Annotated in this window: 24 protein-coding genes; 9 read left to right on the top strand and 15 right to left on the bottom strand. The window is 36.9% G+C overall.

What is annotated here, in order from left to right; all coding sequences use genetic code 11:
• Positions 1 to 35 precede the first annotated feature (35 nt).
• The 5 genes from HMPREF9699_RS07170 to HMPREF9699_RS07150 all read right to left on the bottom strand — a co-directional run bounded on the left by HMPREF9699_RS07170 (position 36) and on the right by HMPREF9699_RS07150 (position 6274).
• Complete coding sequence (locus tag HMPREF9699_RS07170; RefSeq protein WP_002663658.1) at positions 36 to 2108, bottom strand: alpha-ketoacid dehydrogenase subunit alpha/beta; 2073 nt, start codon at positions 2106 to 2108, stop codon at positions 36 to 38.
• A 54-nt stretch (positions 2109 to 2162) separates the two neighbouring features.
• On the bottom strand, positions 2163 to 3173 hold the full coding sequence (pheS, locus tag HMPREF9699_RS07165) for a phenylalanine--tRNA ligase subunit alpha (protein ID WP_002663656.1): 1011 nt from the start codon (positions 3171 to 3173) through the stop codon (positions 2163 to 2165).
• Positions 3174 to 3269: 96 nt separating this feature from the next.
• Complete coding sequence (locus HMPREF9699_RS07160; protein WP_002663654.1) at positions 3270 to 3713, bottom strand: VanZ family protein; 444 nt, start codon at positions 3711 to 3713, stop codon at positions 3270 to 3272.
• A gap of 73 nt (positions 3714 to 3786) precedes the next feature.
• The gene (locus tag HMPREF9699_RS07155; protein WP_002663652.1) at positions 3787 to 5457 is read right to left on the bottom strand and encodes a glutamine--tRNA ligase/YqeY domain fusion protein; all 1671 of its coding nucleotides are present in this window, start codon (positions 5455 to 5457) and stop codon (positions 3787 to 3789) included.
• A 127-nt stretch (positions 5458 to 5584) separates the two neighbouring features.
• Positions 5585 to 6274: a DUF6261 family protein gene (locus tag HMPREF9699_RS07150; protein ID WP_002663650.1), complete on the bottom strand. Its 690-nt coding sequence runs from the start codon at positions 6272 to 6274 to the stop codon at positions 5585 to 5587.
• A gap of 400 nt (positions 6275 to 6674) precedes the next feature.
• Between HMPREF9699_RS07150 and HMPREF9699_RS07145 the strand changes: the two genes are divergently transcribed.
• Positions 6675 to 7259 (top strand): Uma2 family endonuclease, encoded by a 585-nt coding sequence (locus HMPREF9699_RS07145; RefSeq protein ID WP_034985751.1) that lies wholly within the window; start codon positions 6675 to 6677, stop codon positions 7257 to 7259.
• A 63-nt stretch (positions 7260 to 7322) separates the two neighbouring features.
• Here HMPREF9699_RS07145 and HMPREF9699_RS07140 read toward each other — a convergent pair whose 3' ends face one another.
• The 6 genes from HMPREF9699_RS07140 to HMPREF9699_RS07115 are packed head-to-tail and all read right to left on the bottom strand — an operon-like array spanning position 7323 to position 13279.
• Positions 7323 to 8069 carry a zeta toxin family protein gene (locus HMPREF9699_RS07140; protein WP_002663646.1) on the bottom strand — a complete coding sequence of 249 codons (747 nt, stop codon included), beginning with the start codon at positions 8067 to 8069 and terminating at the stop codon, positions 7323 to 7325.
• Positions 8048 to 8308: a hypothetical protein gene (locus HMPREF9699_RS07135; RefSeq protein WP_002663644.1), complete on the bottom strand. Its 261-nt coding sequence runs from the start codon at positions 8306 to 8308 to the stop codon at positions 8048 to 8050. The genes HMPREF9699_RS07140 and HMPREF9699_RS07135 overlap by 22 nt, the downstream gene beginning before the upstream one ends.
• Before the next feature lie 33 nt (positions 8309 to 8341).
• On the bottom strand, positions 8342 to 11203 hold the full coding sequence (gene uvrA, locus HMPREF9699_RS07130) for an excinuclease ABC subunit UvrA (protein ID WP_051008206.1): 2862 nt from the start codon (positions 11201 to 11203) through the stop codon (positions 8342 to 8344).
• Positions 11204 to 11245: 42 nt separating this feature from the next.
• Positions 11246 to 11695: a GAF domain-containing protein gene (locus HMPREF9699_RS07125; RefSeq protein WP_002663640.1), complete on the bottom strand. Its 450-nt coding sequence runs from the start codon at positions 11693 to 11695 to the stop codon at positions 11246 to 11248.
• A 12-nt stretch (positions 11696 to 11707) separates the two neighbouring features.
• On the bottom strand, positions 11708 to 12682 hold the full coding sequence (locus tag HMPREF9699_RS07120; protein ID WP_002663636.1) for a FecCD family ABC transporter permease: 975 nt from the start codon (positions 12680 to 12682) through the stop codon (positions 11708 to 11710).
• A 33-nt stretch (positions 12683 to 12715) separates the two neighbouring features.
• Complete coding sequence (locus tag HMPREF9699_RS07115; protein WP_002663634.1) at positions 12716 to 13279, bottom strand: TlpA family protein disulfide reductase; 564 nt, start codon at positions 13277 to 13279, stop codon at positions 12716 to 12718.
• Positions 13280 to 13314: 35 nt separating this feature from the next.
• Here HMPREF9699_RS07115 and HMPREF9699_RS07110 point away from each other — a divergent pair, with 35 nt between their 5' ends.
• Both HMPREF9699_RS07110 and HMPREF9699_RS07105 read left to right on the top strand, forming a co-directional pair.
• Positions 13315 to 14406, top strand: a complete 1092-nt coding sequence (locus HMPREF9699_RS07110) for a ferredoxin--NADP reductase (RefSeq protein ID WP_002663633.1) — start codon at positions 13315 to 13317, stop codon at positions 14404 to 14406.
• 192 nt (positions 14407 to 14598) lie between these two features.
• Positions 14599 to 15648 (top strand): anhydro-N-acetylmuramic acid kinase, encoded by a 1050-nt coding sequence (locus tag HMPREF9699_RS07105; RefSeq protein WP_002663632.1) that lies wholly within the window; start codon positions 14599 to 14601, stop codon positions 15646 to 15648.
• A gap of 35 nt (positions 15649 to 15683) precedes the next feature.
• Here the strand turns inward: HMPREF9699_RS07105 and HMPREF9699_RS07100 are convergent, their stop codons facing one another.
• Positions 15684 to 16076: a hypothetical protein gene (locus HMPREF9699_RS07100; protein ID WP_002663630.1), complete on the bottom strand. Its 393-nt coding sequence runs from the start codon at positions 16074 to 16076 to the stop codon at positions 15684 to 15686.
• A 31-nt stretch (positions 16077 to 16107) separates the two neighbouring features.
• On the opposite strand from HMPREF9699_RS07100, the gene HMPREF9699_RS07095 reads away from it, so the two are divergent.
• The gene (locus HMPREF9699_RS07095; RefSeq protein WP_002663629.1) at positions 16108 to 16707 is read left to right on the top strand and encodes an NUDIX hydrolase; all 600 of its coding nucleotides are present in this window, start codon (positions 16108 to 16110) and stop codon (positions 16705 to 16707) included.
• Here HMPREF9699_RS07095 and HMPREF9699_RS07090 read toward each other — a convergent pair.
• The 3 genes from HMPREF9699_RS07090 to HMPREF9699_RS07080 are packed head-to-tail and all read right to left on the bottom strand — an operon-like array spanning position 16696 to position 19620.
• On the bottom strand, positions 16696 to 17871 hold the full coding sequence (locus HMPREF9699_RS07090) for a hypothetical protein (protein ID WP_002663628.1): 1176 nt from the start codon (positions 17869 to 17871) through the stop codon (positions 16696 to 16698). The two genes, HMPREF9699_RS07095 and HMPREF9699_RS07090, sit on opposite strands and share 12 nt — an antisense overlap.
• Positions 17871 to 18674, bottom strand: a complete 804-nt coding sequence (locus HMPREF9699_RS07085) for a DUF4129 domain-containing protein (protein ID WP_034985749.1) — start codon at positions 18672 to 18674, stop codon at positions 17871 to 17873. The genes HMPREF9699_RS07090 and HMPREF9699_RS07085 overlap by 1 nt, the downstream gene beginning before the upstream one ends.
• On the bottom strand, positions 18664 to 19620 hold the full coding sequence (locus tag HMPREF9699_RS07080; RefSeq protein WP_002663623.1) for a hypothetical protein: 957 nt from the start codon (positions 19618 to 19620) through the stop codon (positions 18664 to 18666). Before HMPREF9699_RS07080 ends, HMPREF9699_RS07085 begins: the two co-directional genes overlap by 11 nt.
• A 131-nt stretch (positions 19621 to 19751) precedes the next feature.
• Here HMPREF9699_RS07080 and HMPREF9699_RS11440 point away from each other — a divergent pair, with 131 nt between their 5' ends.
• From HMPREF9699_RS11440 to HMPREF9699_RS07060, 5 genes are all read left to right on the top strand, one after another.
• Positions 19752 to 19886 (top strand): hypothetical protein, encoded by a 135-nt coding sequence (locus HMPREF9699_RS11440; protein ID WP_260182279.1) that lies wholly within the window; start codon positions 19752 to 19754, stop codon positions 19884 to 19886.
• Between the two features lie 92 nt (positions 19887 to 19978).
• On the top strand, positions 19979 to 20845 hold the full coding sequence (locus HMPREF9699_RS07075) for a sigma-70 family RNA polymerase sigma factor (protein ID WP_002663618.1): 867 nt from the start codon (positions 19979 to 19981) through the stop codon (positions 20843 to 20845).
• A gap of 154 nt (positions 20846 to 20999) precedes the next feature.
• Positions 21000 to 22031: a class 1 fructose-bisphosphatase gene (fbp, locus tag HMPREF9699_RS07070; protein WP_002663617.1), complete on the top strand. Its 1032-nt coding sequence runs from the start codon at positions 21000 to 21002 to the stop codon at positions 22029 to 22031.
• A gap of 110 nt (positions 22032 to 22141) precedes the next feature.
• Positions 22142 to 23308 (top strand): o-succinylbenzoate synthase, encoded by a 1167-nt coding sequence (gene menC, locus HMPREF9699_RS07065; RefSeq protein WP_002663616.1) that lies wholly within the window; start codon positions 22142 to 22144, stop codon positions 23306 to 23308.
• Positions 23309 to 23319: 11 nt separating this feature from the next.
• Positions 23320 to 24546: an MFS transporter gene (locus tag HMPREF9699_RS07060; RefSeq protein ID WP_002663615.1), complete on the top strand. Its 1227-nt coding sequence runs from the start codon at positions 23320 to 23322 to the stop codon at positions 24544 to 24546.
• The last annotated feature ends 271 nt before the right edge of the window (positions 24547 to 24817 follow it).

The following is a 24817-nucleotide window of genomic DNA, read 5'->3' as shown; positions in this document are numbered from 1 at the left end:
ATAAAAAAGGGCAGCCTATCTTTGATAAAATATTTTTACGAAGTAAGGATTTCTTCTATTTTTAGCTTTACTTTATCCGCTGTAGGGAGCATTTCTTTCTCTAAGCTAAGATGAATAGGCACAGCAGGCACATTTCTAGCTCCCATCGCCTCTACAGGTAAGTCTAAGTACCTAAAGCAAGACTTGGATAAACGATATGCCAGTGCTTCTGCAAAAGAATTCTGAATCTGCTCCTCTGTAAGCACCAAACATTTACCATGCAGTTTCACCCTTTCCATGAGCAGTTCCTCATCTAAAGGTATAAGGGTTCTAAGATCTATTACTTCTACTCTTCCTGCAAAAGTTTTTGCTGCTTGTTTTGCCCAATACACTCCCATTCCGTAGGTGATAATTACCATGGTTCTACCCGCTTTTATTTCTTTTTCATCGGCTTGAACTACAATATGGGCTTTTCCGAAAGGTAATATATAATCTTCCGCTGGTTCTACTGTTTTTGCTTCCTCTGTTCCGGGCACTTTACTCCAGTATAGTCCCTTATGCTCTAACATCACCACTGGATTAGGGTCATAATAAGCAGCCTTTAAAAGCCCTTTAAAATCGGCAGCATTAGAAGGATACGCTATTTTAATTCCCTTAATATTAGCAAGCATACTTTCTACACTTCCACTATGATAGGGACCTCCGCCACCGTACACCCCAATAGGTACTCTGAGGATATTGCTCACAGGATATTTACCTGCGGAAAGGTAGCAAGATTTAGAAATTTCTGTTACTAACTGATTGATACCAGGATAGATATAATCTGCAAACTGAACTTCCACAATAGGCTTCAGCCCCACAGCACTCATTCCTACCGTGGAACCAATGATATACGCCTCTTGGATAGCGGTATTAAAAACCCTTTTATTTCCAAATTTCTTTCCGAGTGTTACCGTTTCTCTGAATACTCCTCCTATTCTTTCGCCTACATCTTGCCCGTAAAGCAACGCCTCTGGATGCTTATACATCAGCTCCTGAATGGCATGAATGGCGGCGTCCACCATGACTATCTTCTCTCCATTCTCAGGGGTACGGGTACCCACTTCTTCGGTAATTGGCGTAGGAGCAAAAACATGCTCTTCCACTGAGCTTGGTTCTGGATTTTCAGCGTTTTGTGCTTTTTCAAAAGCTTCTTCTATCGCTTTTCTCTGTTCTTTCTCTATGGTATTCAGTTGTTCCTCTTTTATACCCGCTTTGAAAAGTTGTGCTTTAAGGATATTTCCTGGATCTTTGGCTCTACATTGCTCTATTTCCTCCTCTTGACGATAGAATTCTCTTCTTACCCCTGAAGTATGATGTCCAATTAAAACTGTCTTAGCACAAACCAACATAGGTCTTTGCTCCTCTCTTACGAAACGAATGGCTTCTTCCATGCCTTGATAAGAAGCGGTAAAATCCGTTCCATCAATTCTCATTCTTTCTAAACCTACAAATCCTGCTGCATAATCATACGCATCACAAGTTCTGGCTTCTTCTTTGGTAACAGAAATCCCCCACTCATTGTCTTGAACTAAAAATAAAATAGGCAATTGATGAAGTGCTGCAAACTGAAATGCCTCTGCCACCTCACCCTCGGTAACGGAATTATCCCCTAAACTACAAACTGCAATAGGTTTATTATCAAATGATTGAAGATTAAATTCTTGAATATATTTCAGCCCCTGTGCTACTCCTGTGGTAGGAATGGACTGCATTCCTGTGGCAGAACTTTGATGAATAATTTTTGGTTTGTCCTCATCTCTACTGGAAGGATGTGAATAGTAAGACCTACCCCCAGAAAAAGGGTCATCTTTTTTGGCCAAAAGCTGTAGCATAAGCTGGTAAGGCTGAAAACCAATACCTAAAAGAATAGATTCATCTCTATAATAAGGAGAAACCCAGTCTTGAGGCTGAAGATGATAGGCAGTAGCGAGCTGTATAGCCTCATGTCCTCTAGAGGTAGAGTGTACATATTGGGTGATATTCCTATTCTCTTCATACACATCTGCCATGGCTCTCGCCTGCATCATTTGAGTATAAGCTCGAAGTAAAATTTCAGTATTGATGGTATTATTTTTATTTTTTTTCATAGATTTTGAATCAAAAAATGTAAAAAACTATCTGATAATCAGAGATTGTGTGCATTAAACATGAGAAAACTGCTGGAGCATTCTTTTATCATTTTCAAAGAACATACGAATATCTCCCATCTGGTAAAGTAACATCACTATTCTCTCTATGCCCATTCCGAAAGCATATCCACTGTATTTTTCAGGGTCTATATTTACATTTTTAAGTACCGCAGGATCCACCATACCACAGCCCATAATCTCTAACCATCCTGTTCCTTTGGTAATTCTATAATCAGTCTCTGAGTTCAGTCCCCAGTACACATCTACCTCTGCACTCGGTTCAGTAAATGGGAAATAGGAAGGCCTCATACGGATTTTTGATTTCCCAAAAAGCTCTGTGGTAAAAAACTGTATCGTCTGTTTTAAATCCGCGAAACTCACCTTTTCATCAATATACAACCCCTCTATTTGGTGAAAAATACAATGTGACCTTGACGAAATGGCTTCATTTCTAAATACTCTCCCTGGCGAAAGAATTCTGATGGGTGGTTCATTTTCTTCCATATAACGAATCTGAACCGATGAAGTGTGTGTTCTGAGGAGTACATCAGGATTTTGCTCTATGAAGAAAGTATCCTGCATATCCCTTGCAGGGTGATATTCGGGCATATTAAGTGCCGAAAAATTATGCCAATCATCTTCTATTTCAGGACCATCTGCTACTGCAAAACCGATGGATTTAAAAATTTCAATGATTCTATTTTTCACCAAGCTGATAGGATGCCTTGTACCCAACTGGAAAGGAAAACCAGGTCTAGTAAGGTCTATTTCTGTAGATTTTTTAGCGGTTGGGGTACTGGATTTCAACTCCTCAAATTTCTGAAGGAATGCTTGTTTCAGAGCGTTAATCTCTTGTCCATACGCCTTTTTTTGTTCATTAGGAATTTGCTTAAAATCATCAAAAAGCTGGGTAAGTATGCCTTTTTTTCCATTAAAGCGGATACGGAAATTTTCCAGCTCTGCTGGGTCTGTGGATTGGAAGTTTTGTACTTCTTGGATGTATTCTTTTATCTTTTCAAACATCTTTTTTTCCTCTAAAATCTAATGCACAAATTTACAGTTTAATAATGGGAATAAAAAATTTTGATTTTGATTTTGTAAAAATTATCCTCATTTTCTCTATCTGCTAATGTCTGACGAATCACTTTCTAATCGTCTCCAAATCCCAAATCCAATGCTCACACCGAGGGTATTCAGCAAAAAATCATCGACATCAAAAACGCCTAACCTCGTGAAATACTGCAATGCCTCTACAATGATAAGCACCGATAAAAAACTAAAAATAAGACTTTTAAAATTTCTATATGTAGGAAATATCCAGCCTAAAAATCCGTACGGAATAAACATAACAATATTTCCTAACACATTGATTAATGAGTTTTTCCACCAACTGATGGTGATAAAATTAAAAGTAGAAGCAATGGGAACTAAGCGAACAATATGGTGTTCATACTGCTCCCTACCAAAACCAATGAACATAAAGTACAGAAGCATAATGGTATAAGGTAAAAGCATCACAATATAAATTCTCCTAAATACGCCTATGATTTTTAACGCTCCCATTTTATGTTTTTTTCATCCTTATTATAATATCATTTTTCACACTAAAAAAGCCCCTTTATAAAGAGGCTTTATTTTATGGTTTATAAGAATCTTTCAGCGTTACCGTTCTATTAAAAACCAATTTTTCATCTGTAGAATCTTTGTCTTTGGTAAAGTAGCCTATCCTTTGGAACTGTAGAGGCGTTTCTACTTCCACCTCTTTCAGTGCTGGCTCTCCATAACCATGGACAATTTGTAAAGAATTAGGATTAACTAAAGAAATAAAATCCTCATCTTTATTAGCATCAGGCTGTTCTACGGTAAAAAGTCTATCATACACTCTCACCTCTATAGGCAGGGCATGTTTTGCAGAAACCCAGTGGAGCGTACCTTTTACTTTTCTAAGGCTTTCTTCCGTTCCACTTCCGGATTTCGATTTTTCATCATATTCGGCAAAAATAGTGGTAATATTTCCTTGTTCATCTTTTTCTACACGGGTGGCCTTAATGATATAGCCCGATTTTAATCTCACTTCTCCCCCGATGGTCAATCTGAAAAACTTCTTCGGTGCCTCTTCCATAAAGTCTTCCTTCTCTATCCAAATCTCTCTACTGAAAGGCACTTTACGCGTACCCGCATCTTCTTGCTCTGGGTTATTTTCAGTGTCTAGCCACTCTTCTTTATCTTCTGGATAATTCTCTATAATGAGTTTTACAGGGTTTACCACTGCCATCATCCTTTGGGCTTTTTTATTCAAATCTTCTCGGATACAGAATTCTAAAAGCTGAATATCAATGAGGTTTTCCCTTTTGGCTACGCCTACCCTTTCTATGAAATTTCGGATGGCAGCGGGCGTATATCCTCTTCTTCTCAGTCCTGAAATAGTAGGCATCCTTGGGTCATCCCAGCCTGTAACTATATTTTCATCTATGAGTTTATGCAATTTTCTTTTTGAGGTAATCATGTACGAGACATTCATCCGTGCGAACTCTCGTTGTTTATTTCTGAGCTGGTTTTCATCATATACTTGATCCAGATACCAATCATACAGCGGTCTATGATTTTCAAATTCCAATGAACATAGTGAGTGAGATATTTGCTCTATATAGTCACTCTGCCCATGTGCCCAGTCGTACATCGGGTAAATTTTCCAGTCGGTGCCTGTTCTATGGTGGGCTCTTTTCAGAATTCGGTACATCACAGGGTCCCGCATGTTCATATTCGGCGAATTCATATCTATCTTGGCACGAAGAGACATGCTTCCCTCTTCCACTTCTCCATTTTTCATTTTTTCAAAGAGTGCCAAAGATTCTTCCACAGGTCTATTTCTATAGGGAGATTCTATTCCAGGTTCGGTAGGATTAGTTCTTTGCTGGGTAATCACTTCGGAAGGCTGCTCATCTACATAGGCTTTACCCTCTTTAATCATTTGCACTGCCCACTGATACAATTGCTCAAAATAATCAGAAGCATATACCTCTTTATCCCACTGGAAACCCAGCCACGCTACATCTTTCTTTATAGAGTCCACATACTCTTGTTCCTCTTTTTCAGGATTGGTATCATCAAAACGGAGATTCACAGGGGCGTTGTACTTTTCTCCCAAACCAAAATTAATACAAATAGCTTTGGTATGCCCAATGTGCAAATATCCGTTCGGTTCTGGTGGAAAACGAAATCTGAGTTTTGATTTTTGCAGTCCGTTTTCTAAATCATTTTCTATGATTTGCTCAATAAAGTTAAGCGATTTTTTTTCTTCTTCCATAAAGTTTTTACTGAAACGCAAAAGTACAAAAAAACAAGATAATTACATAATTCGGTGCTTTATAACCAGATTAAGCATATTACCTTTAATGTTTAATTATTAATAATTATCCATTCACTATACTCTCTTACTTCATCACTCTTTTCTTATATCGGGCTATGTGTTCATTGGCAAAATCAATGAAATTAGCATAATGCTCTTCCCCTTCCAAAAGTGCGTGGGCATTGATGTGCTTCACCAAAAGTCTATACGCCTCATCGGTAGTATTTCGGGCAGATTTCATCGCTCCTGCTTCTTTGGTAGATTGCTCTTCGGTACGCTGGGAGAGGGCGGTTCTCACTTTTTCGTTGGCGGTTTTCAGAGGCGTTATGAAATTCTGTAAGCTGAGTGTTTGCACTTCATTTTGGTATTTCGTTTCCAAATCTTGGATGAAATTCACCAAGAGCCCCGTCTCTTTGTCCAGTTGCATCATGGTTTTAATACCATAGTCTTTAATCACTTGTGCGATGACCTTTTGAGCCGATTTCATCTCTTCGTTTGGAATGTGTGCGAAAGATTTCACGGCATTCTTCAGCCCAGTGTAGAGCTGATCCCTCTCGCGGTCGGCTTGATTAATTTCATCGGTCTTATGGCTTTTTTGGGAAATGACCATCGCCTCATCTACCTTTTGTAAAGCGGTTTTGTAGGCTTGTAATTGAGTATTCACTTTGGCACTTACCTTGGTATCTGCCTCCAACGCCTTTAAAAAATCTGAGTGAAAACTGAAATAGGCGGCGTTATTGAGTGCTTTTACTGTAATTTCTGCAATTTCTTTCATAATAATTAAAATTTGTTCCTCAAAATTATTATTTTTTTCTTTATGAAAGTATTTTTCACTCAAAATTTCTTCAATGAGTTTAAAAAACTGCTAGACCTATATGGGTTTTCTTTATTTTGAATTGAAAATATACAAGACCTATCTAGAATTTTGTTCAAATCATTTTGAAAAGCGTTAGACCTATCTAGGGCTAAGGGAGTTCATTATGGAATATTCAAAAAGCCATCTGGGATTTTGATGATTTCATAACGAAAGGGGATAGACCTAGATGGGTCTTGATGGTTTTTAAAGAAAATGAGAGTGTTATAGGGGATAAAAAACATTTTATGATGACAAGGATAAGACTACTGTAATAGTAATGATTTCCTTATCTTTGTACTACAATTCAAAGCAAAATAATATGAAAACAATAACGAATATTAATCAGCTTGACCTCAATAAAGTCTATTCCTATGCAGATTATCTCCTTTGGAAATTTGAGGAAAGGGTAGAACTTTTTAAGGGTAAAATCTTCCAAATGTCTCCTGCTCCTAATGTAAAACATCAGGAAGTTTCTATGAATTTAGCTGGGGAAATCTATGCCGTAATTAAAGGACAATCTTGTAGGTTCTTCTCTGCTCCGTTTGATGTGAGACTCCCCCAAAAAGGAACCGAGGATAAGGATATATTTACAGTAGTTCAGCCCGACCTTTGTGTGATTTGTGATGAAAATAAACTGGACAAAAGAGGTTGTGTAGGGGCTCCCGATTTGGTGATTGAGATTATATCACCAGGCAATTCCAAAAAAGAAATGAAATACAAATATGAACTCTACGAAGAGGCTGGTGTACAAGAATACTGGGTAGTGAATCCGTTAGATGAAAATATTACCATTTTTTCTCTACAAAATGGAAAATACATCGGGCTAAAACCTATAGTAGATGATTATATCCACTCGCCCCTTTTTCCGCAACTGAAAATCCATACCAGTGATGTGTTTAAATGAACAATCCCCTCCGAATTGGAGGGGATTGTTTTTGGAATCTAATCTCTCCCCAAAAATTTCCTATCAGGAATATATTTTATTGATACAGTATTCCGTAAACCAGTTGGGCAAATGTTCGGGTTCTATGTTTATTTTTAGTTCGTTGTTATTCACTTCGGCAATGAGTAACATTTGATTTGAATTATCAAAAATATAAGCTCTATCTGCAATATTCAGAGCAGGAAGTAAGTTTTTCAATGTATTATGATACCTGGAAACAATTTTTCGTTCATCTACACTATGTCCCCCTTTTTGTACCCTATTTTGAACTCTGGAAATATTAATATCTGAAGAATCTAAACAGATAAAGTACAAATAAATTTTGTAGCCCATTTCTTTTGCCTTTTGGATTTCATCAAGCTTAGAATGATGACTCATGACAGATTCAAAGGCAAAAGATATTCCGTTTTTTAATAAATAAGCTCGAATAAAAGAAGTGATTAAAGCAGCTTCGTAGCTGTGTGTATTTTTGGATTTATCTACAATGATATTTTCTTTAATTGCTATATCAATGGCATGCCCCTCTGTTTTAGATTTTTGTAATAAGGATTGAGCATTAGGCGTTTGAAAAAAATCCAATAAATCATTTTGAGTTACCTCTAGACCGAATGGTTTCATATCAATAAATCCTTTTTCTGATATTTCTTTTTCCACCCAATCAGAATTTACAAATATCCCCGGATTATGATTCTCTCTAAACGCTTCGAATAATGTAGATTTTCCTGAACCATTCGGACCTGCAAAGAGCCTTAGTCTTTTCGCTTTAGACATATAACACTACCTTTTTTGAGATTGTTTTTTTGTGCTTTTATTTTTTGTAAATCTTTAATTTTTACTACATTTTTGACATTTACCTCATATATTGAACCATCTTTTATAATCTGATAGCTAATGTTTAATGCTTTAGAAGACCGCTGTGCATCAAAGGAAGCACTTTTAGCAAACTTTATGACCTCTTCGCGTTCTTTTTTTTCTATGATTTTTTTTCTATTTATCTTTTTTCTTTGCATAACCTTATAATTTAGTGTGATAAAGTTACTAATTTATTCCATCTCCTTCCCCAAAAACTTCCCCGTCAAAGAAGCCTCACACTTCACAATCTCCTCGGGTGTACCTTCAAAAACTATCGTTCCACCGTGTTTGCCACCTTCGGGGCCGATGTCTATAATATGGTCGGCGAGTTTGATGACATCCATATTATGCTCAATGATAATGAACGAGTTGCCCAATTCCACGAGCTGATGAATGGCGTCCATCAGGATTTTCACATCTTCAAAATGCAGTCCTGTAGTCGGCTCATCAAGGATATAGAGGGTACTTCCTGTTTGCTTTTTGGAGAGTTCCGTGGCGAGTTTTATCCTTTGGGCTTCCCCACCCGATAGCGTGGTGGACTGTTGCCCCAGCGTAATATAGCCCAGCCCCACATCTTGCAGAGTTTTCACCTTGTTGTAGATTTTCGGAATGGGTTGGAAGAATGCCACCGCCTCATCTATGGTCATCTCCAGCACATCGGAGATGGATTTCCCCTTGTACCTAACCTCCAAGGTCTCTCGGTTAAAGCGTTTGCCATTGCAGGTTTCACAATGCACATAGACATCGGGCAAGAAGTTCATTTCAATGACTTTCAGTCCACCCCCTTGGCAAGTTTCGCAGCGTCCGCCTTTCACATTAAAGGAAAAACGCCCCGGTTTATAGCCTCTGATTTTAGACTCTGGAAGCTCGGCAAAAAGCGTCCTAATATCCGAAAATACGCCGGTGTAAGTAGCAGGATTAGAACGCGGTGTACGCCCGATAGGCGTTTGATCCACATCCACCACCTTATCGATATGCTCCAACCCCTCAATGCTTTGGTAAGGCAGAGGTTCTTGTACAGCACGGTAAAAATGGCGATTGAGAATTGGATACAGCGTCCCATTGATGAGCGACGATTTACCACTCCCCGAGATGCCCGTTACCACGACCAATTTCCCCAAAGGAATTTCCAAATCTACATTTTTCAAGTTGTTGCCCGTAGCTCCTTTCAGGAGAATAGATTTACCATTTCCTTCTCGCCTTTCGCTTGGAATTTCTATGCTTCTTCGTCCTGTGAGATAGTCCGCTGTAATGGTTTTTGCCTGGATTAAATCCTTGGGTGAGCCTTGCCAAAGCACTTCACCGCCGTGTTTCCCCGCTTTTGGACCAATATCCAGCACCTCATCGGCTTCCAAAATCATATCCTTATCGTGCTCCACCACCAAAACCGAGTTGCCCAAATCTCGAAGGTTTTTAAGGGAGTTGATGAGCCTTTCGTTGTCTCTTTGGTGCAACCCGATGCTCGGTTCGTCTAAAATATAGAGGACATTCACCAGCTGAGAACCGATTTGCGTAGCCAAACGGATTCGCTGACTCTCGCCCCCCGAAAGGGTTTTAGAGCTTCTGTTGAGGCTCAAATATTCCAAACCTACATCCAGTAAAAACTGCAATCTAGTTTCTATTTCCTTGAGAATTTCGTGGGCAATGATTTTATTTTTCTCACTAAATTTCCCTTTAATTTCTCCGAGCCAATCTTTCAAATCCAAAAGGCTCATGGCATTGACTTCGGCAATGTTTTTTCCCGCAATCTTGAACGCCAAACTTTCAGGCTGAAGCCTTGCTCCTTTACAGCTTGGGCAAGTTTCTTCCACTGAAAAATCTCGCTCTATTTGGGTAGCTCCGTAATGTTCTTTGTCCTCAATACATTTTTCCAAATACGGAATGAGTCCCTCGAAATTAATTTTAATTTTCTTAGAAATCCCCGCATGTTTCAGGTCTTTTTCAAAGTCTTCCTGCCATCCGTAGTAGATATACTGGAGAACTTCCTTGGGAATATCTTGGAAAGGCGTTTTAAAACTTAAATCAAAAACTTCCAGAATCAGCTTGATTTGGTTGGTTACCCATTTGCTAAACTGATGCGTTTCGAGAGGCAACAACGCCTGCTGTACGGATAATTTCGGGTCGGAAACCAAATATTCTGGGTTGATTTTTTTTACTACTCCTAAGCCTTTACAGTGCGGACAGCTTCCCTTAGGGGAATTGAAGGAAAAAGTATTCGGTTCGGGCATGGGTAAGGCTTTGCCCGTGCTGATGTCCATCAAGTCTTTGGAGAAATATTGAAAATCTTCCGCTCCTAATTTCTGAATCATCACTACCCCTTCTCCCATTTGTAAAGCCGTTTTCAGGGATTGCTCCATTCTGGCTTCGGAAGTGGTTTCGCCTACTATCCAGCGGTCTATTACCACTTCTATATCGTGAGTTTTGTAGCGGTCGAGTTTTAAATCGTATTCAATATCTTGTAGCGTGCCATCAATCCTCGCTTGGGAATAGCCTTTTTTTGCCAACTGAATGAAAAGCTCGTGATAATGTCCTTTTCTCGACCTTACGATAGGAGCCAAAAGCAATACTTTTTCACCTTGATAGTTTTTTCGGATGGTTTCCAAAATTTGCTCTTCGGTATAGCTTACCATTTGTTCTCCTGTTTCCAAAGAATAGGCATCAGAAACACGAGCGAAGAGCAAACGCAAAAAATCATACAGCTCCGTTACCGTACCCACCGTAGAACGCGGATTTTTATTGGTGGTCTTCTGCTCAATAGCAATTACTGGCGAAAGCCCCTCTATTTTATCCACATCGGGACGCTCTAGTCCTCCCAAAAACTGCCTTGCATAGGCAGAAAAAGTCTCTATATAACGCCTTTGTCCTTCGGCAAAGATGGTATCAAATGCTAAAGAAGATTTTCCACTCCCCGAAAGTCCAGTGATGACTACCAGCTCATTTCGTGGGATTTTCACATCAATATTTTTCAGGTTGTGTTCTCTGGCACCATAGACTTCTATGTATTCGCGATTGGCGATTGGCGATTGGCTTTTTTTTTCTTTTGGGGTTTTCATATAAGCAATTGAATCTCGCAAATTTAGGGAAAAATTTAAGTTTTACATGATTTTGGCTACCTCCTCACAGAGCCATTCTAAGAGGGCTTTATCTTCGTCAGTAAAAGGATTATGCGTGTGGGAATCAATATCTATTTGCCCAATATTTTTACCGTCTTTGATAATAGGAACCACGATTTCTGCTTTGGTATCGATGGAGCAGCTTAGGTAGTTACTTTGTTCGTTTACATCAGGAACCACAAAGGTTTCATTAGAAACGGCTACTTGTCCACAAATTCCTTTGCCGAAAGGAATTACGGTATGGTCTGTAGCAGCCCCTACGAATGGACCTAAAACCAATTCTTCTTTATCTCCATTGCGGAAATAAAACCCCGTCCAGTTGTAGTATTCTATTTCAGCGTCCAATAACTGGCATACTTTGAGCAGTTTGTCCTCGATATTGTCAGAAGGACTTTGTAAAATAAATGATAATCTTTGTTGGATAGCAGTCATAATTTTTATTTTTTATTTTTTTGATTTTATCATCATTAAGAAAATTACAGGTATCCCAATGAGTGAGGTAATCACATTAATGGGTAAAGTGAATAGCTCTGAGAGAATAGAGAAAACCTGTAAAACCAATACTCCTAATACCATATTCAGTATCCACTGATGCCAAAGCTGGGACGGACTGTAAAGGAGCCTAGAAAAGTGCGGAATGACAATTCCTATGAAAAGTATAGGCCCTAAAAATGCAGTAATTCCCGCCGAAAGTATTGAGGAGGAAGTAATGACCCACCATTTGAGATGAGCGGCATTGACTCCGAAACTTCGGGCATATTGATCTCCTAATACACTTCCTATAAGTGGTTTTATGGTGAAGAAGGAAAAGATAATTCCTACCAGTGTGAGGATAGAGAGGACAATGATTTGTGGTCCATTTAGCAGTGCATTGGCTCCGAAACTCCAAAGAATATAATTTTTGAGTTGTTGATTTTCAGCGTAAAGTTGTAGAAGAGAAATGATAGCTCCTGCTAAGGCAGAGATGAGAAACCCAAAAATAATAAGATGGGAAGTATCTCTGAACCGATGAGAAAAAGCTAAAAGGACGAACATCATAAGGATACTCCCAGAGATTGCCATCATACTCATACCACTAAAATGGGCGAACTGAGGGAGTTCTACATTCTGAAACACGAAAATAAAAAGTGCCACAGCAAGACTGGCTACAGAACTGATGCCTAATACAGAGGGACCTGCCAAAGGATTTTGGAAATACTCTTGGAGAATAAACCCCGAAGTAGGAATAGAAATGCCCACCAATATCATGGCAAGGACACGGTAGGTACGCAGCATTGCTACAGAATGATAGAGGTCATCTTCTGTGAAAAATGACGCTAAAGAAATAGGAGCATATCCCACGGAAAAATTAATCCCTATAGATAGGAAAATGCCTACCAATAGGGAAACAAGAAGTATATTAAAGCTTTTCTTTTTCATGAAAATTACATGTGCGTTATCAGGAAAGGCACATTATTTCATCAAGGCATTGATTTGAGATTTCAGTTCATTTTCAGTCATCATTCCGAAATATTCGCTTTTTTGATTTCCTTTTCTAAAAAGAGTAAATGGAATACCACTGCCGTCCCATTGGTCAAAATTTTTAGAATAAAACTCCGGTGTGATATTTCTCCCATCTACCAAGAAAATGTCTTTTTCCAGTTGGTTTTTTACTGCGAAATCAGAAACTTCCGTTGCCCAGTCTTCTTTAGGGTCTAAACTGACGAATTGGAACTTAACAGGCTGCCCTTTCATCATTTCTTTGTATTGTTTGAAGTGTGGAATCTCTCGCATACATGGTCCGCACCAAGTGGCAAAAAAATTGGTTACATAGAGCGTATCATTAGATTGTTCACCTACTAACTTTTCTATTTCTGCCACAGAACTTTCTTTCACTACATAATGACCTAATTGTATGGTATTAGGCTGAAAGTTTTCCGTAATATCTATGGTATCCGCAGGAATGGTGTTGTCCTTTTTTCCGCAAGAAGCCAAAACGATGGCTAACGTTAATGCTTGTAGTACTTTCAATTTCATTTTTTGTATTTTTGAACCATTAAACTGAATCTTTTGTGAAAAATTCAAAATTTTATCCGATAAAAATAGTCAAAAAAAAACAACTGACCAAAAGTAGTTTTGCTTTGGAACTGGAAATTCCTGAAGAATGGAAAGCGGTATTCCATTATCATTCAGGACAATTTGTAACGCTACAATGGCAGTTTGGTGAGCAAAAAATAGAGCGAGATTTTTCTATGACTTCTACTCCTCATGAGGGATTTCTTTCTTTAGGCATTAAAATACATGGGGAAGAAACAGCCACAGCACATTTGTATAAAAATTACCAAGTAGGCGATGAGATTATGGTTTCCTCTCCTAAGGGAAGGTTTACTTTAGTCTCAAAACCCGATGAATTTAGAACTATATTGTTATTTGCTGCAGGAATAGGCATTACGCCTATTCTCAGTCATCTCAAAAATATTTTACATACCGAATTTCGTACCAGAGTTTTTCTTTTTTATGGTAATACTACTAAAGAAAATATTGCTTTTCATGATGAAATAGAGCAACTTAAAACTCAGTATGCGGAGAGATTAGAAGTACATTATTTCCTGAGCCAAGAAGCTACACAGCCGCTGTATCAAGGGAGAGTGGATAAGAAGAAAATTAGTCTGATTATCAATCAATTTCTAACCTTAGATGATACCGATGAAGAATCTACCATTTGGGATGCAGTGGATGAGGTCTTGATTTGTGGGCCTGCGGGAATGGTAAAAGAAGTAGCGAATGCTTGCTATGAAAATGGTATCCGAAAAGAAAATATTCATTTTGAATTTTTTGAATCTTACCATGAATCTATTTACCCTATAGAAGTGGAGGTACCTTTAATTCAGTCTATCGCTGTGGATTATTCTTATCTCGGAAAAAATAAATCAGTGCATTTGGCAGATAATTCTTCCCAACTGCTACAGATGTTGTTAGAAAAGGGGGAGGAGGTTCCTTATTCATGTAAATCAGGGATTTGTGGTACATGTATGGCCACCCTAATAACAGGCGAGGTGGAGCAATTAGAAAATGAATTTCTCACAGAAAAAGAAGAAAAAGAAGGGAAAATATTACCATGTATGTGTATCGTAAAATCTAAAAAAATAGAGATAGCGTTTTAAGGTATGTATAAAGTACAATGTATAAAGTATAAAGACTTTAGAAGTCAAAAGTGTAATGATTATAGTCTATACTCCATATTTTTGGTGCTTTGACAAAGTGTTTTGAAATGGCATAAAACTCCACAAAGTTAAGAAAAATAAAAATTTAAGAATAGTTCGTAGAAATTAGTTACCCCAATCCAATTCTCAATTATGAAAAGTTATTTTGCCATAGGGATTATGTCGGGAACCAGTTTGGATGGTTTAGATATAGCGTATGTCCGTTTTTCTAAAGATGAAAAATGGAATTTTGAAGTTCTTGATGCTCATACATTTCCTTATTGCGAAGAATGGAAAAAGAGGCTTTCTACTGCCATTCGGCTTTCGGCAGTGGAATTATTTACACTGAATACCACATATGGAAGATATTTGGGGCAACAAGTGCAAGATTTTATCCATAGATATGACATTAAAAGGTTAGATATCATCGCTTCCCATGGGCATACGGTGCATCATCAGCCAGAGAAAGGATTTACGGTACAGATAGGAGACGGCAGAGCAATACAGCAGGTTTGTCCTTATCCTGTGGTCTATGATTTTAGAAGCCAAGATGTAATTCTGGGTGGGCAAGGAGCCCCATTAGTACCTATTGGAGATGAGCTATTGTTTTCCGATTTTGATGCTTGTCTTAATTTAGGTGGTTTTAGTAATATTTCTTTTAGACAAAGTGAAAGAAGGATAGCTTTTGATGTTTGTCCTTTTAACATCGTTTTAAATCATTATGCCCAAAAACTAGGGAAAGAATACGATGCGGAAGGTAAGATGGCTGCTTTAGGAAGAGTAAATCAAGATATTGTAAATCAATTGGATATTTTATCTTATTATCATCAGTCTGTTCCCAAATCATTAGGTTTAGAATGGGTAGAAGCGAATATCTTTCCTTTGCTAGCCTCCTTAGCTCCTCAAGATGCATTAGCTACCTTTTCAGAGCATATTGTACATCAGCTATGCAATGTAACGGAACAATATGCTTTAAAAAAAGTGTTAGCAACAGGTGGAGGTGTGTTTAATAATTTTATTATCAATAGATTGATGGAAAATTCTTCTACAGAGTGGCTGGTTCCATCTCCTGAAATTATACATTTCAAAGAAGCTCTTATTTTCGCATTGATGGGGGTGCTTAGATTAAGAGGAGAAAATAATGTACTGGCTTCTGCCACTGGGAGCAGTAGAAATCATTGTTCGGGGATATTACTACCATAAAAAAGCAAATCTTTCTAAGATTTGCTTTTTGTTAATTATCCAAACATAGATTCTATTTTATCCGTTAATGCTTCCATGAAGTTTTTTAGAGGTTTCTCTACCATCATTTTAATAAATGGATTAAACTTACCATTGAACTCCAGAGATACTTCTGTTTTTTCAGCATCCAAAGGGTGAAGATGGGTGGCTAACTCAAAATCCAAACTAGAACTTGCAGAAACAAGAGTAGCTTTTTTATCCGTAATTTCGCCTAATTTTAGAGAAATTTCAGGTAATCCTTTGAGACCAAATTTAAAACCATTCTCCCAATATTCAAATTTTTGTAAACCTTCAGGCATGATTTCTTCATACTTTTTAGGGTCTTTTAAAAGGGTTAGCAGTTCTGAAACGGATTTATTTAGTACAATTTTTCTTCCTTGTAAATTCATTTTTATATTTTTGTGCGATTAATTTCTGCAAATGTATAAAGTTTTCATCAACGAAAAAAAAATATCTTTAACAAACGAGCCTTTAGAAGGGGTTAAATCATTATTATTTGACAATGCAACTACCATAGAAATTGCTTTGGATTTGATGGAGAATACCTCTACGCCAGAAGTGTGCCTATATCACCCAGATGTAGAAGTAGTATGGAAAGGCTTTACTGATTTTTTTAAAAATGTAGGTGCTGCTGGAGGGATAGTTTCTAATGAATATGGAAAAGTATTATTTATCAAAAGATTAGGAAGATGGGATTTGCCTAAAGGAAAAATAGAAAAGGGAGAGGAAATCCAAGATGCTGCAGTGAGAGAGGTGCAGGAAGAGACCGGTTTGGATGAACTGGCTGTGGAGCATTTCGTGGGGAAAACTTATCATATTTACAGTGAAAAGACTCAAAAAATTCTCAAGACTACGCATTGGTATAAAATGAAATTCATCGGAACTTCCGAAGCGGTGCCTCAAATAGAGGAAGGAATTACGGAGGTAGATTGGAAATCTGAAAAAGAAATCCAAACTACAGTTTTTGCCAATACTTTTGAAAATATAAAGTTTATACTGTGTAAATCGTTATTTTCTTAGGATTTCATCCAGCAATTGGTTAAGCTGTTCCAAATCTTCCTTTTGAACGGTAGCATAAGGATTTTGTGCTTTCTGAATAAGAACAATGGCTTTGCTGATTTTTTCCATAGGCTGATTGGTTTTCGTGTGCAATCGTTTAGCAAAAACTTCATTCAGATGTGTAGTATCAATGAGCAGCTCGGTACGCACTTTATATAGGAAATACTGTGCTTTTTTGTTCATCATATCATGAAAGTCTCCTTCTTGGAGATAAAGGTTTCCTATGCTTTTTACAAATTCGGCAGATTTATTCTTTGGTGGTTCTATTATTGGAACTACGCGTTGTTTTCTTTTAGCCGTGAAAATAGCAAAGAGTATCAGTCCGCCCAATAATATCCACCATGCGTATTTCAAAGGGGAATGACTGAGAATTACCCTCATAGGAGAGTAAGATACAGCCAAGGTAGAGTCATCTACAAACCAAATGGTTTCTTGTGGAGGGATGTAAGATAGGACAGCCTCTGCAAACTTCTCATTTTTCTTTTTGAGAAGGTAATAGTTGGTTAAGAAAAGTGGCTCCAAGTGAATGTACACCATGCCTTTTCCTTTTTTGAACCGAATAAAATTAACACGCTTGATATCTCTATCTTTTTGTACTACTAAATTTCCTAGAACTTCTATTCCCTTATCCACTCTACTAAAATACCCACCATGAGGTCTTTGATCTAAAATAAGATTGGTTGTGGCTAATTTTTTATCTGTAAGCTGTATGGTAACGCTGTTATAATCATAAACAGCACTTGCTCTTGTTTTACTGTAGATAAATTCTGGGAAGTCATAATAATTTTCTGAGAAAAAGAAAAGCTGGGCTCCCGCTTCCACTTCTTTTTCTACTTTTTTCCAAGAAGTAGCATCGATGGTCTTAGCAATGATGATGATATTATGCGGAGAGTTTTTCTTTCTTTTTTCGTAATATTGATAGGGAGATTCATTGGTTTTGGTCAATTGTTTTTGGAGCATATTATCTATTTCTTCGTTCAATACGAAGAGCCCGAAAGGTGTTTTTTCATTAGGGTCAAAATTTTTTCTCCAGTCAATGACATCGGTTTTAGAAAGTTCTAATGCCACTAAACCTACGGTGAGTATAGCAAAGAAGAAAAGGTATATTTTAAAAGTCTTTTTCATTAGATGGTAAAATCGTTAAACTGATTTTTGTATTTCAGATAATGTGTAGATGTAATAGGAAACTCTCCATACCAAACATAATCAAAAATAGCGGAAAGATGCTGAAATGGATACATAAGTGTAGGATGCTGAAACTCTTTCACATAGTCTTTATTGGTTTTTTCAGGAATCCATTCTATAAGATTTTTATCCGTAAGTTTTTTTAATACATATAGATATTGGTATCGAATAGCTTCACGGTATTTTCCTTGTTGCTCTTTTTCAGCGATGATTTTACCAAAATTAATTTCATGGATATCTTCAGCCAATTCTTTAGGATTGGTACTTACCTTTTTATTCTTGGTGCCAAAAATGCCTAGTCCACCTTTTCTGATGAAGAAATAAATGATGAAGTAAAGTGCTACAGCAATAATAAGGATAGCTAGAAAATTGATTACATCTTTTTCGTATTTAAAGTCTATTTTCCCAAATATTTTTTCTAAAAACCGCTTAATCAGTTTATTGATTTTGGCAGCAATAGATACTTTAGGTTTATTTTTATCATAGTTAAATTCTTCGGTTTGGTATTTTTTCTTAAACTGCTGTGGAAACTGTTTAGGAAAGAGCGTACTTTCAGAGCTAGGATATGCTAAGAGTAAAGAATCCGCATCTAGAAGAATATCATTTTTAGTTTGAGGAGAAGTAGCCATAATAGTATCTAGTTCTATAGTTTCTATTACGGTAGAATCCTGCTCCATGGAAGCCCAAACGAAGGAGGAGCTAGAAAAAATAAAAAAGAGGTATAAAAATGTTTTACGAATCATTACCTATGGAGTCTATTTCAGAGAGTGTTTCTTTTCTATGGAGGTCAGTTCTATTATCATAATACATAAATCCTACACCTACATAAATGAGGTTGGTAAGGATGATGCTTACCAAAATCATGAGGATATAAGCGATGGAAAAACCTAAAATAAAAATTTGGTCATTGCTCATACTTCCCATAGAATCTATTGTATAGTAACCTGTAATAAAAACGATAGCAGGCAATACCATCACAAGAGTAGAGATGGTATTAATGAGGAAATACATCACTAGTGTAAGTCCTAGGTATTTCCAGAATGGAGATTTTTGCTGTCCATCTGGATAGCTGAACTGGCTTCTGAGAGCATAACTAAGGGATTCAAAAAAGCTCTTCTCCGTATTAAAATAATCAAAGAGATGAAAGCTAAATGCATTGATAAGGAAAGGACCTACTAAGAAAATTAACAATAAACCTATCAGTAGAAAAACACTGAGATACACCAGCCCAAAGATGATTCCGAAAAGTGGAGCGGTAACAAAAATAGTCCCTATGGAAAAATAAAAAATTCTCTTTGCATTGCCTTTAAACTCTTGCAGTAAATCATCCATCGTAATTTCTTTCGCTCCGTAGTTTGCAAGTTTTTTCATATAAAAAACAGGGAATATATAATTCAGTATTCCCATGATGATGAAAAAAATGAGTAGCAAAATCCCTACAATGGTAAAAAGAAAAATATTTTGTTCCAAATATTCTTCAAAGAAAAATGCTCTGTCATCTAGATTACCATTCAGAGTAGGATTGATAAATACATCATAGCCTATGTAAATGAGGATGATAAGTACTAAAATAAAAGGCCCATTGAGCAGTAAAAAGTTTTTAAAATAATTTTTTCCATACAGCTTAAAAAACTTAAATGTATCATTCATCAAGGCTCCAAAATCCCTTTTTTTGTAAAATTGAATCATCTCAAAAGTTGTGATAGTTTATTACGGTTTATTTTTTACGGAAATCAAAAGTAGTCATTTTTTGGGAAAAAGAAAAAGTATATAATTACATTTTCTAAATTTTATTACTTTTGTTTCATATTTTATTATTTATGGATAATCGTTTTAAAAAGTGGCTCAAAAAGGTAGGCTGGGCAGGATTAGCATTTTTTACCTTGAAAGGTATTGCTTGGTTAGTGGTTTTTTATTTTGGTATAGAAACTTTTGATGCTTGTACTCAAAAATAATTTTGATTTCCTTTGTAACCTTTACTTCTTTTCGTTCGTATATACTAATGCTGGGGTAAAATTCCCATAGGGCAAAAAGCAATTATATTTTTATGAGACAATTAAAAATCACTAAACAGGTAACCAATAGGGAAACGGCTTCTCTAGATAAGTACCTTCAAGAAATAGGAAAAGTAGATTTGATTACGGCAGATGAGGAGGTAGAGCTGGCACAAAGAATCCGCGCTGGGGATAAAGTAGCACTAGAAAAACTCATCAAAGCCAATTTAAGATTCGTGGTTTCAGTTTCTAAACAATACCAAAACCAAGGTCTTTCTCTTCCGGATCTTATTAATGAGGGAAATCTAGGGCTGATGAAAGCAGCAAAAAGATATGACGAAACCAGAGGTTTTAAATTCATTTCTTATGCGGTATGGTGGATTAGGCAATCTATTCTTCAGGCCTTAGCAGAGCAATCCAGAATCGTTAGGTTACCACTGAATAAAATTGGTTCTATTAATAAAATTAACAAGGCGTATGCCCACCTAGAACAAGAGAATGAAAGACCCCCTTCACCAGAAGAATTGGCAGAGGTGCTAGATATGAGCGAAGAGGATATTAAGGAATCAATGAAAAATTCTGGTCGTCATCTTTCTATGGATGCACCGTTAGTAGAGGGAGAAGACTCTAATCTTTATGATGTACTCCGTTCTGGAGAATCTCCAAGCCCTGATAAGGAACTTATGCTAGAATCTCTACAAATAGAGATAGAAAGAGCACTGCAAACCCTTACTCCAAGAGAAGCGGATTTAGTCCGGTTATATTTCGGGTTGAGCGGTAAGCATCCCATGACTTTAGAAGAAATAGGGGAAACTTTTGACTTGACTAGAGAAAGGGTAAGACAAATCAAGGAGAAAGCCATCAAACGCCTTAAACATAATACCAGAAGTAAGATTTTAAAATCTTATTTGGGAAAATAATAGTTTTTTCATTTTTTTAAAAGTTATTTTTTTGAGACTGTTCCGAAAGGACAGTTTCTTTTTTATTGAAATAAATATGTAATAGAAAAACTTAAAAATGTTTTTCAGAATGGAAAAAAATTAGCAAATTTGTTACTTTCAAATATAAATCACTATGACAGATAAACCATTACAAACTTTAGGAGAATTCGTAATTGATAAACAAGATGACTTTCAATACTCTACGGGAGAGCTTTCTCGTTTATTATCTGCGATAAGATTAGCTGCTAAAGTAGTTAATAGAGAAGTGAATAAAGCAGGAATTGCTGATATTACTGGTGCACATGGAAATACCAATGTGCAAGGGGAAGAACAGCAAAAACTAGATGTGATAGCTAATGATATTTTCATTACAGCACTTTCCCAGAGAGAGGTGGTATGTGGAATAGCATCTGAAGAAAATGATGACATCATTGAAATAAAATGTGGTGCCAATGGGCATCTGAGTAAATATGTAGTATTGATAGATCCTTTAGATGGCTCTTCTAATATTGATGTGAATGTGTCTGTAGGTACTATTTTTTCTATTTACAGAAGAGTAACTGAGCCTGGAACGCCAGTGAAAATAGAAGATTTCCTCCAAAAAGGAACAGAACAAGTGGCCGCTGGATATGTGATTTACGGCTCTTCTACCATGATAGTTTACACCACTGGAAATGGGGTAAATGGTTTTACACTAGACCCAAGTTTAGGGATTTTCTACCTCTCACATCCGAATATGAAATATTCTGAAAACGGAAAAATTTACTCTGTGAATGAAGGGAATTATATTAAATTTCCTCAAGGGGTAAAAAATTACATTAAATATTGCCAAGCACAGGAAGGAGATAGACCTTATACCTCCAGATATATAGGTTCTTTGGTGGCAGATTTTCATAGAAATATGATAAAAGGAGGTATTTATATGTACCCTTCTTATGCTAATGCACCCAATGGAAAACTGAGATTACTCTATGAATGTAATCCAATGGCTTTCTTAGCAGAACAAGCAGGCGGTAAAGCCACCAATGGCTATAAGCGTATTTTAGAGCTTCAGCCTACAGAACTTCATCAGCGTGTTCCTTTTTTCTGTGGCTCCAAAAATATGGTGGAAAAAGCAGAGGAATTTATGAGCCAAGATGAAGAAACCAAGGCAATGCACGGATAATCTATTATCGTTATTCTGCAAGATTCAGATGCCATCATACTATCGCTTTTGGATAAGGACTTTTAAATGTGTTTCGTTTTGGGTTCCTGTATATTATATGGCGTAGTGAAATGATTGTATCATCCTTTAAAATCAATATTCGACCCCAAAATTGGGGTCGAAATTCCATATATGATACTAAATTTCAAATAACCTCGCCTTTCTCTCTAAAATCATCTCATCATTTATTAGGCGTACATTCTACAATTCAGTCGGTCATGAAAACAGCACAAATAGAAAAATACACATTGCAGTTTAAGCAACCTGGAGGAACCTCCCGAGGCGTTTTACATACCAAAGATACATATATTTTGCAGGTGTTTGAAAATAACCAAAGAGGCATAGGTGAATGTGCTTTATTCCGAGGACTAAGTGCAGATGATGTACCTGAATACGAAGAGCAACTTGCTTGGTTAAGAGAAAATATTAATCTCACCAAGGAGGAAATTATCCATAAGTTATATGGTTTTCCATCCATTATTTTTGGCTATGAACAGGCTATGCTGAATTTAAAATATCAGAATGACCTTTATTTCCCGTCTGCTTTTACAGAAGGAAAGCAAGGAATAACTATTAATGGACTGATATGGATGGGAGATGCACGCTTCATGAAATCTCAGATAAAAGATAAACTGGAAAAAGGGTTTTCATGTCTTAAACTCAAAATAGGGGTGGATTGGGAAAGTGAAAAAGAAATTTTAAAACAGCTAAGAAATCAATTTCCTAAAGAGATATTAGAACTTAGAGTAGATGCCAATGGTGCTTTTTCTTACTCACAAGCGTGGCGTGTTCTAGAGGAGCTGAACGCATTAGAAATTCATTCTATAGAGCAGCCTATTAAAAAGATGACGCATTTTCATCAGAACAGCGAAATGAAACAGCTTTGTGCCGAAACACCTACACCTATTGCTTTAGATGAAGAGCTAATAGGGGTGCATTCATTGGAAGAAAAACAACAATTACTAGAGTGTATTATGCCTCAATACATCATTTTAAAACCTTCATTGGTAGGAGGAATCAGCGGATGTGATGAGTGGATTGCCATAGCTGAAAAATTGGGAATAGGCTGGTGGATTACCTCTGCTTTAGAAAGTAATATCGGGCTAAATGCTATTGCACAATATACTTTCACTAAAAATAATTCTATGCCCCAAGGTTTAGGAACAGGAGGACTTTTTACCAATAATTTCCCATCACCATTGTGTTTAGAAGGAGAGGTATTGAGGTTTCAGAAATAAAATTTTCCGTCATGATGAAAATTAAGAATCGTTGGCATATCGCTGTGATGGGTGCGTGTATTCATTTGCTTTTAGGAACGGTATATGCGTGGAGTTTTTTCCAAAATCCGATTAGTGAAACTTATCAATGGACACAAAGAGAAACGGCTTGGGCTTTTAGTATTTCTATTTTCATGTTAGGAGTTACCGCAGCTTGGGCAGGAAGCAAGATGAATGAGATAGGCGTAAGAAAATTAGCATGTACAGGCGGAATCTTGTATGCTTTGGGCTATATAATTTCATATTTTGCTTTAGCATACACCTCATTACCACTTTTGTATTTAGGGTTTGGTGTTATTGGAGGCATCGGATTAGGAATGGCGTATGTAACTCCTGTGGCTACCGTAGCTTCTTGGTTTCCAGATCAGCAAGGTCTAGCTACAGGAATAGTGGTGATGGGCTTTGGACTAGGAGCTTTTGTAATGTCTAAATTATTAGCTCCTTTTTTTCTACAATGGTTTGATGGAGATTTAGCGTTTTCTTTTTTAGGTATCGGCATTTTTTTACTGCTTTTGCTCCCTTTATTCTCCCTTTTTCTCTATGATAATGCACTCACAAAAGATAATAATAACAATGAAGCACATCGTTTTGATATAAAAAAATATATTTTTTCAAAAAATTATGTACTGATTTGGTTGTTTTTTTCTATTAATATCATTGCTGGGATGATTTTTATTGCATTTCAATCCCCTCTTTTACAAGATATTTTAATGGACGAAGGACAAAATAATATTTCTGTTTTGGAACAAAAAGGGGCAACACTCATAGCCGTAAGTGCCATATGTAATGGAATAGGGAGATTTTTCTGGGGAAATATTTCGGATAGGATAGGAAAGATACAGGCTTTCAGAGTATTATTCTTATTGGAGTTGATAGTTTTTATAGTATTGATTTTCAGTAGAAATAGTCCGTTATTTTTCATCGGTGTTTGTGTAATCCTTCTATGTTATGGCGGAGGATTTGGTATCTTGCCTTCATTAATAAAAGAGCAATTCGGAATGAAAATGATGGCCACGATGTATGGAATTACACTCATTGGCTGGGGAATAGGCGGAATTGTAGGCCCTCAAATCATTGCTATGCTGAAAGACCAAAATCCTGATGAAGCAGGTTTTTACTCCTATTTTTTAGGATCTATACTTATTACTATCGCACTTCTTTTTTCATTCTTTGTTAAAACGAAAAAGATTTCTAATTAATCTGTTTCAACTAAAATGCAATTGTAGGTAAGTCCACGCAATCTGTTTCAACTAAAATGCAACTGCAAGTAAGTCCACGCAATCTGTTTCAACTAAAATGCAACTGCAGGTAAGTCCACTCAATCTGTTTCAATTAAAATGCAACTGCAGGTAAGTCCACGCAATCTGTTTGAATTAAAATGCAACTGCAGGTAAGTCCACGCAATCTGTTTGAATTAAAATGCAACTGCATGTAAGTCCACCCAATCTGTTTCAACTAAAATGCAATTTC

Source organism: Bergeyella zoohelcum ATCC 43767 (assembly GCF_000301075.1).
GTDB lineage: Bacteria > Bacteroidota > Bacteroidia > Flavobacteriales > Weeksellaceae > Bergeyella > Bergeyella zoohelcum.
This window is presented reverse-complemented; position numbering and strand designations above follow the sequence as displayed.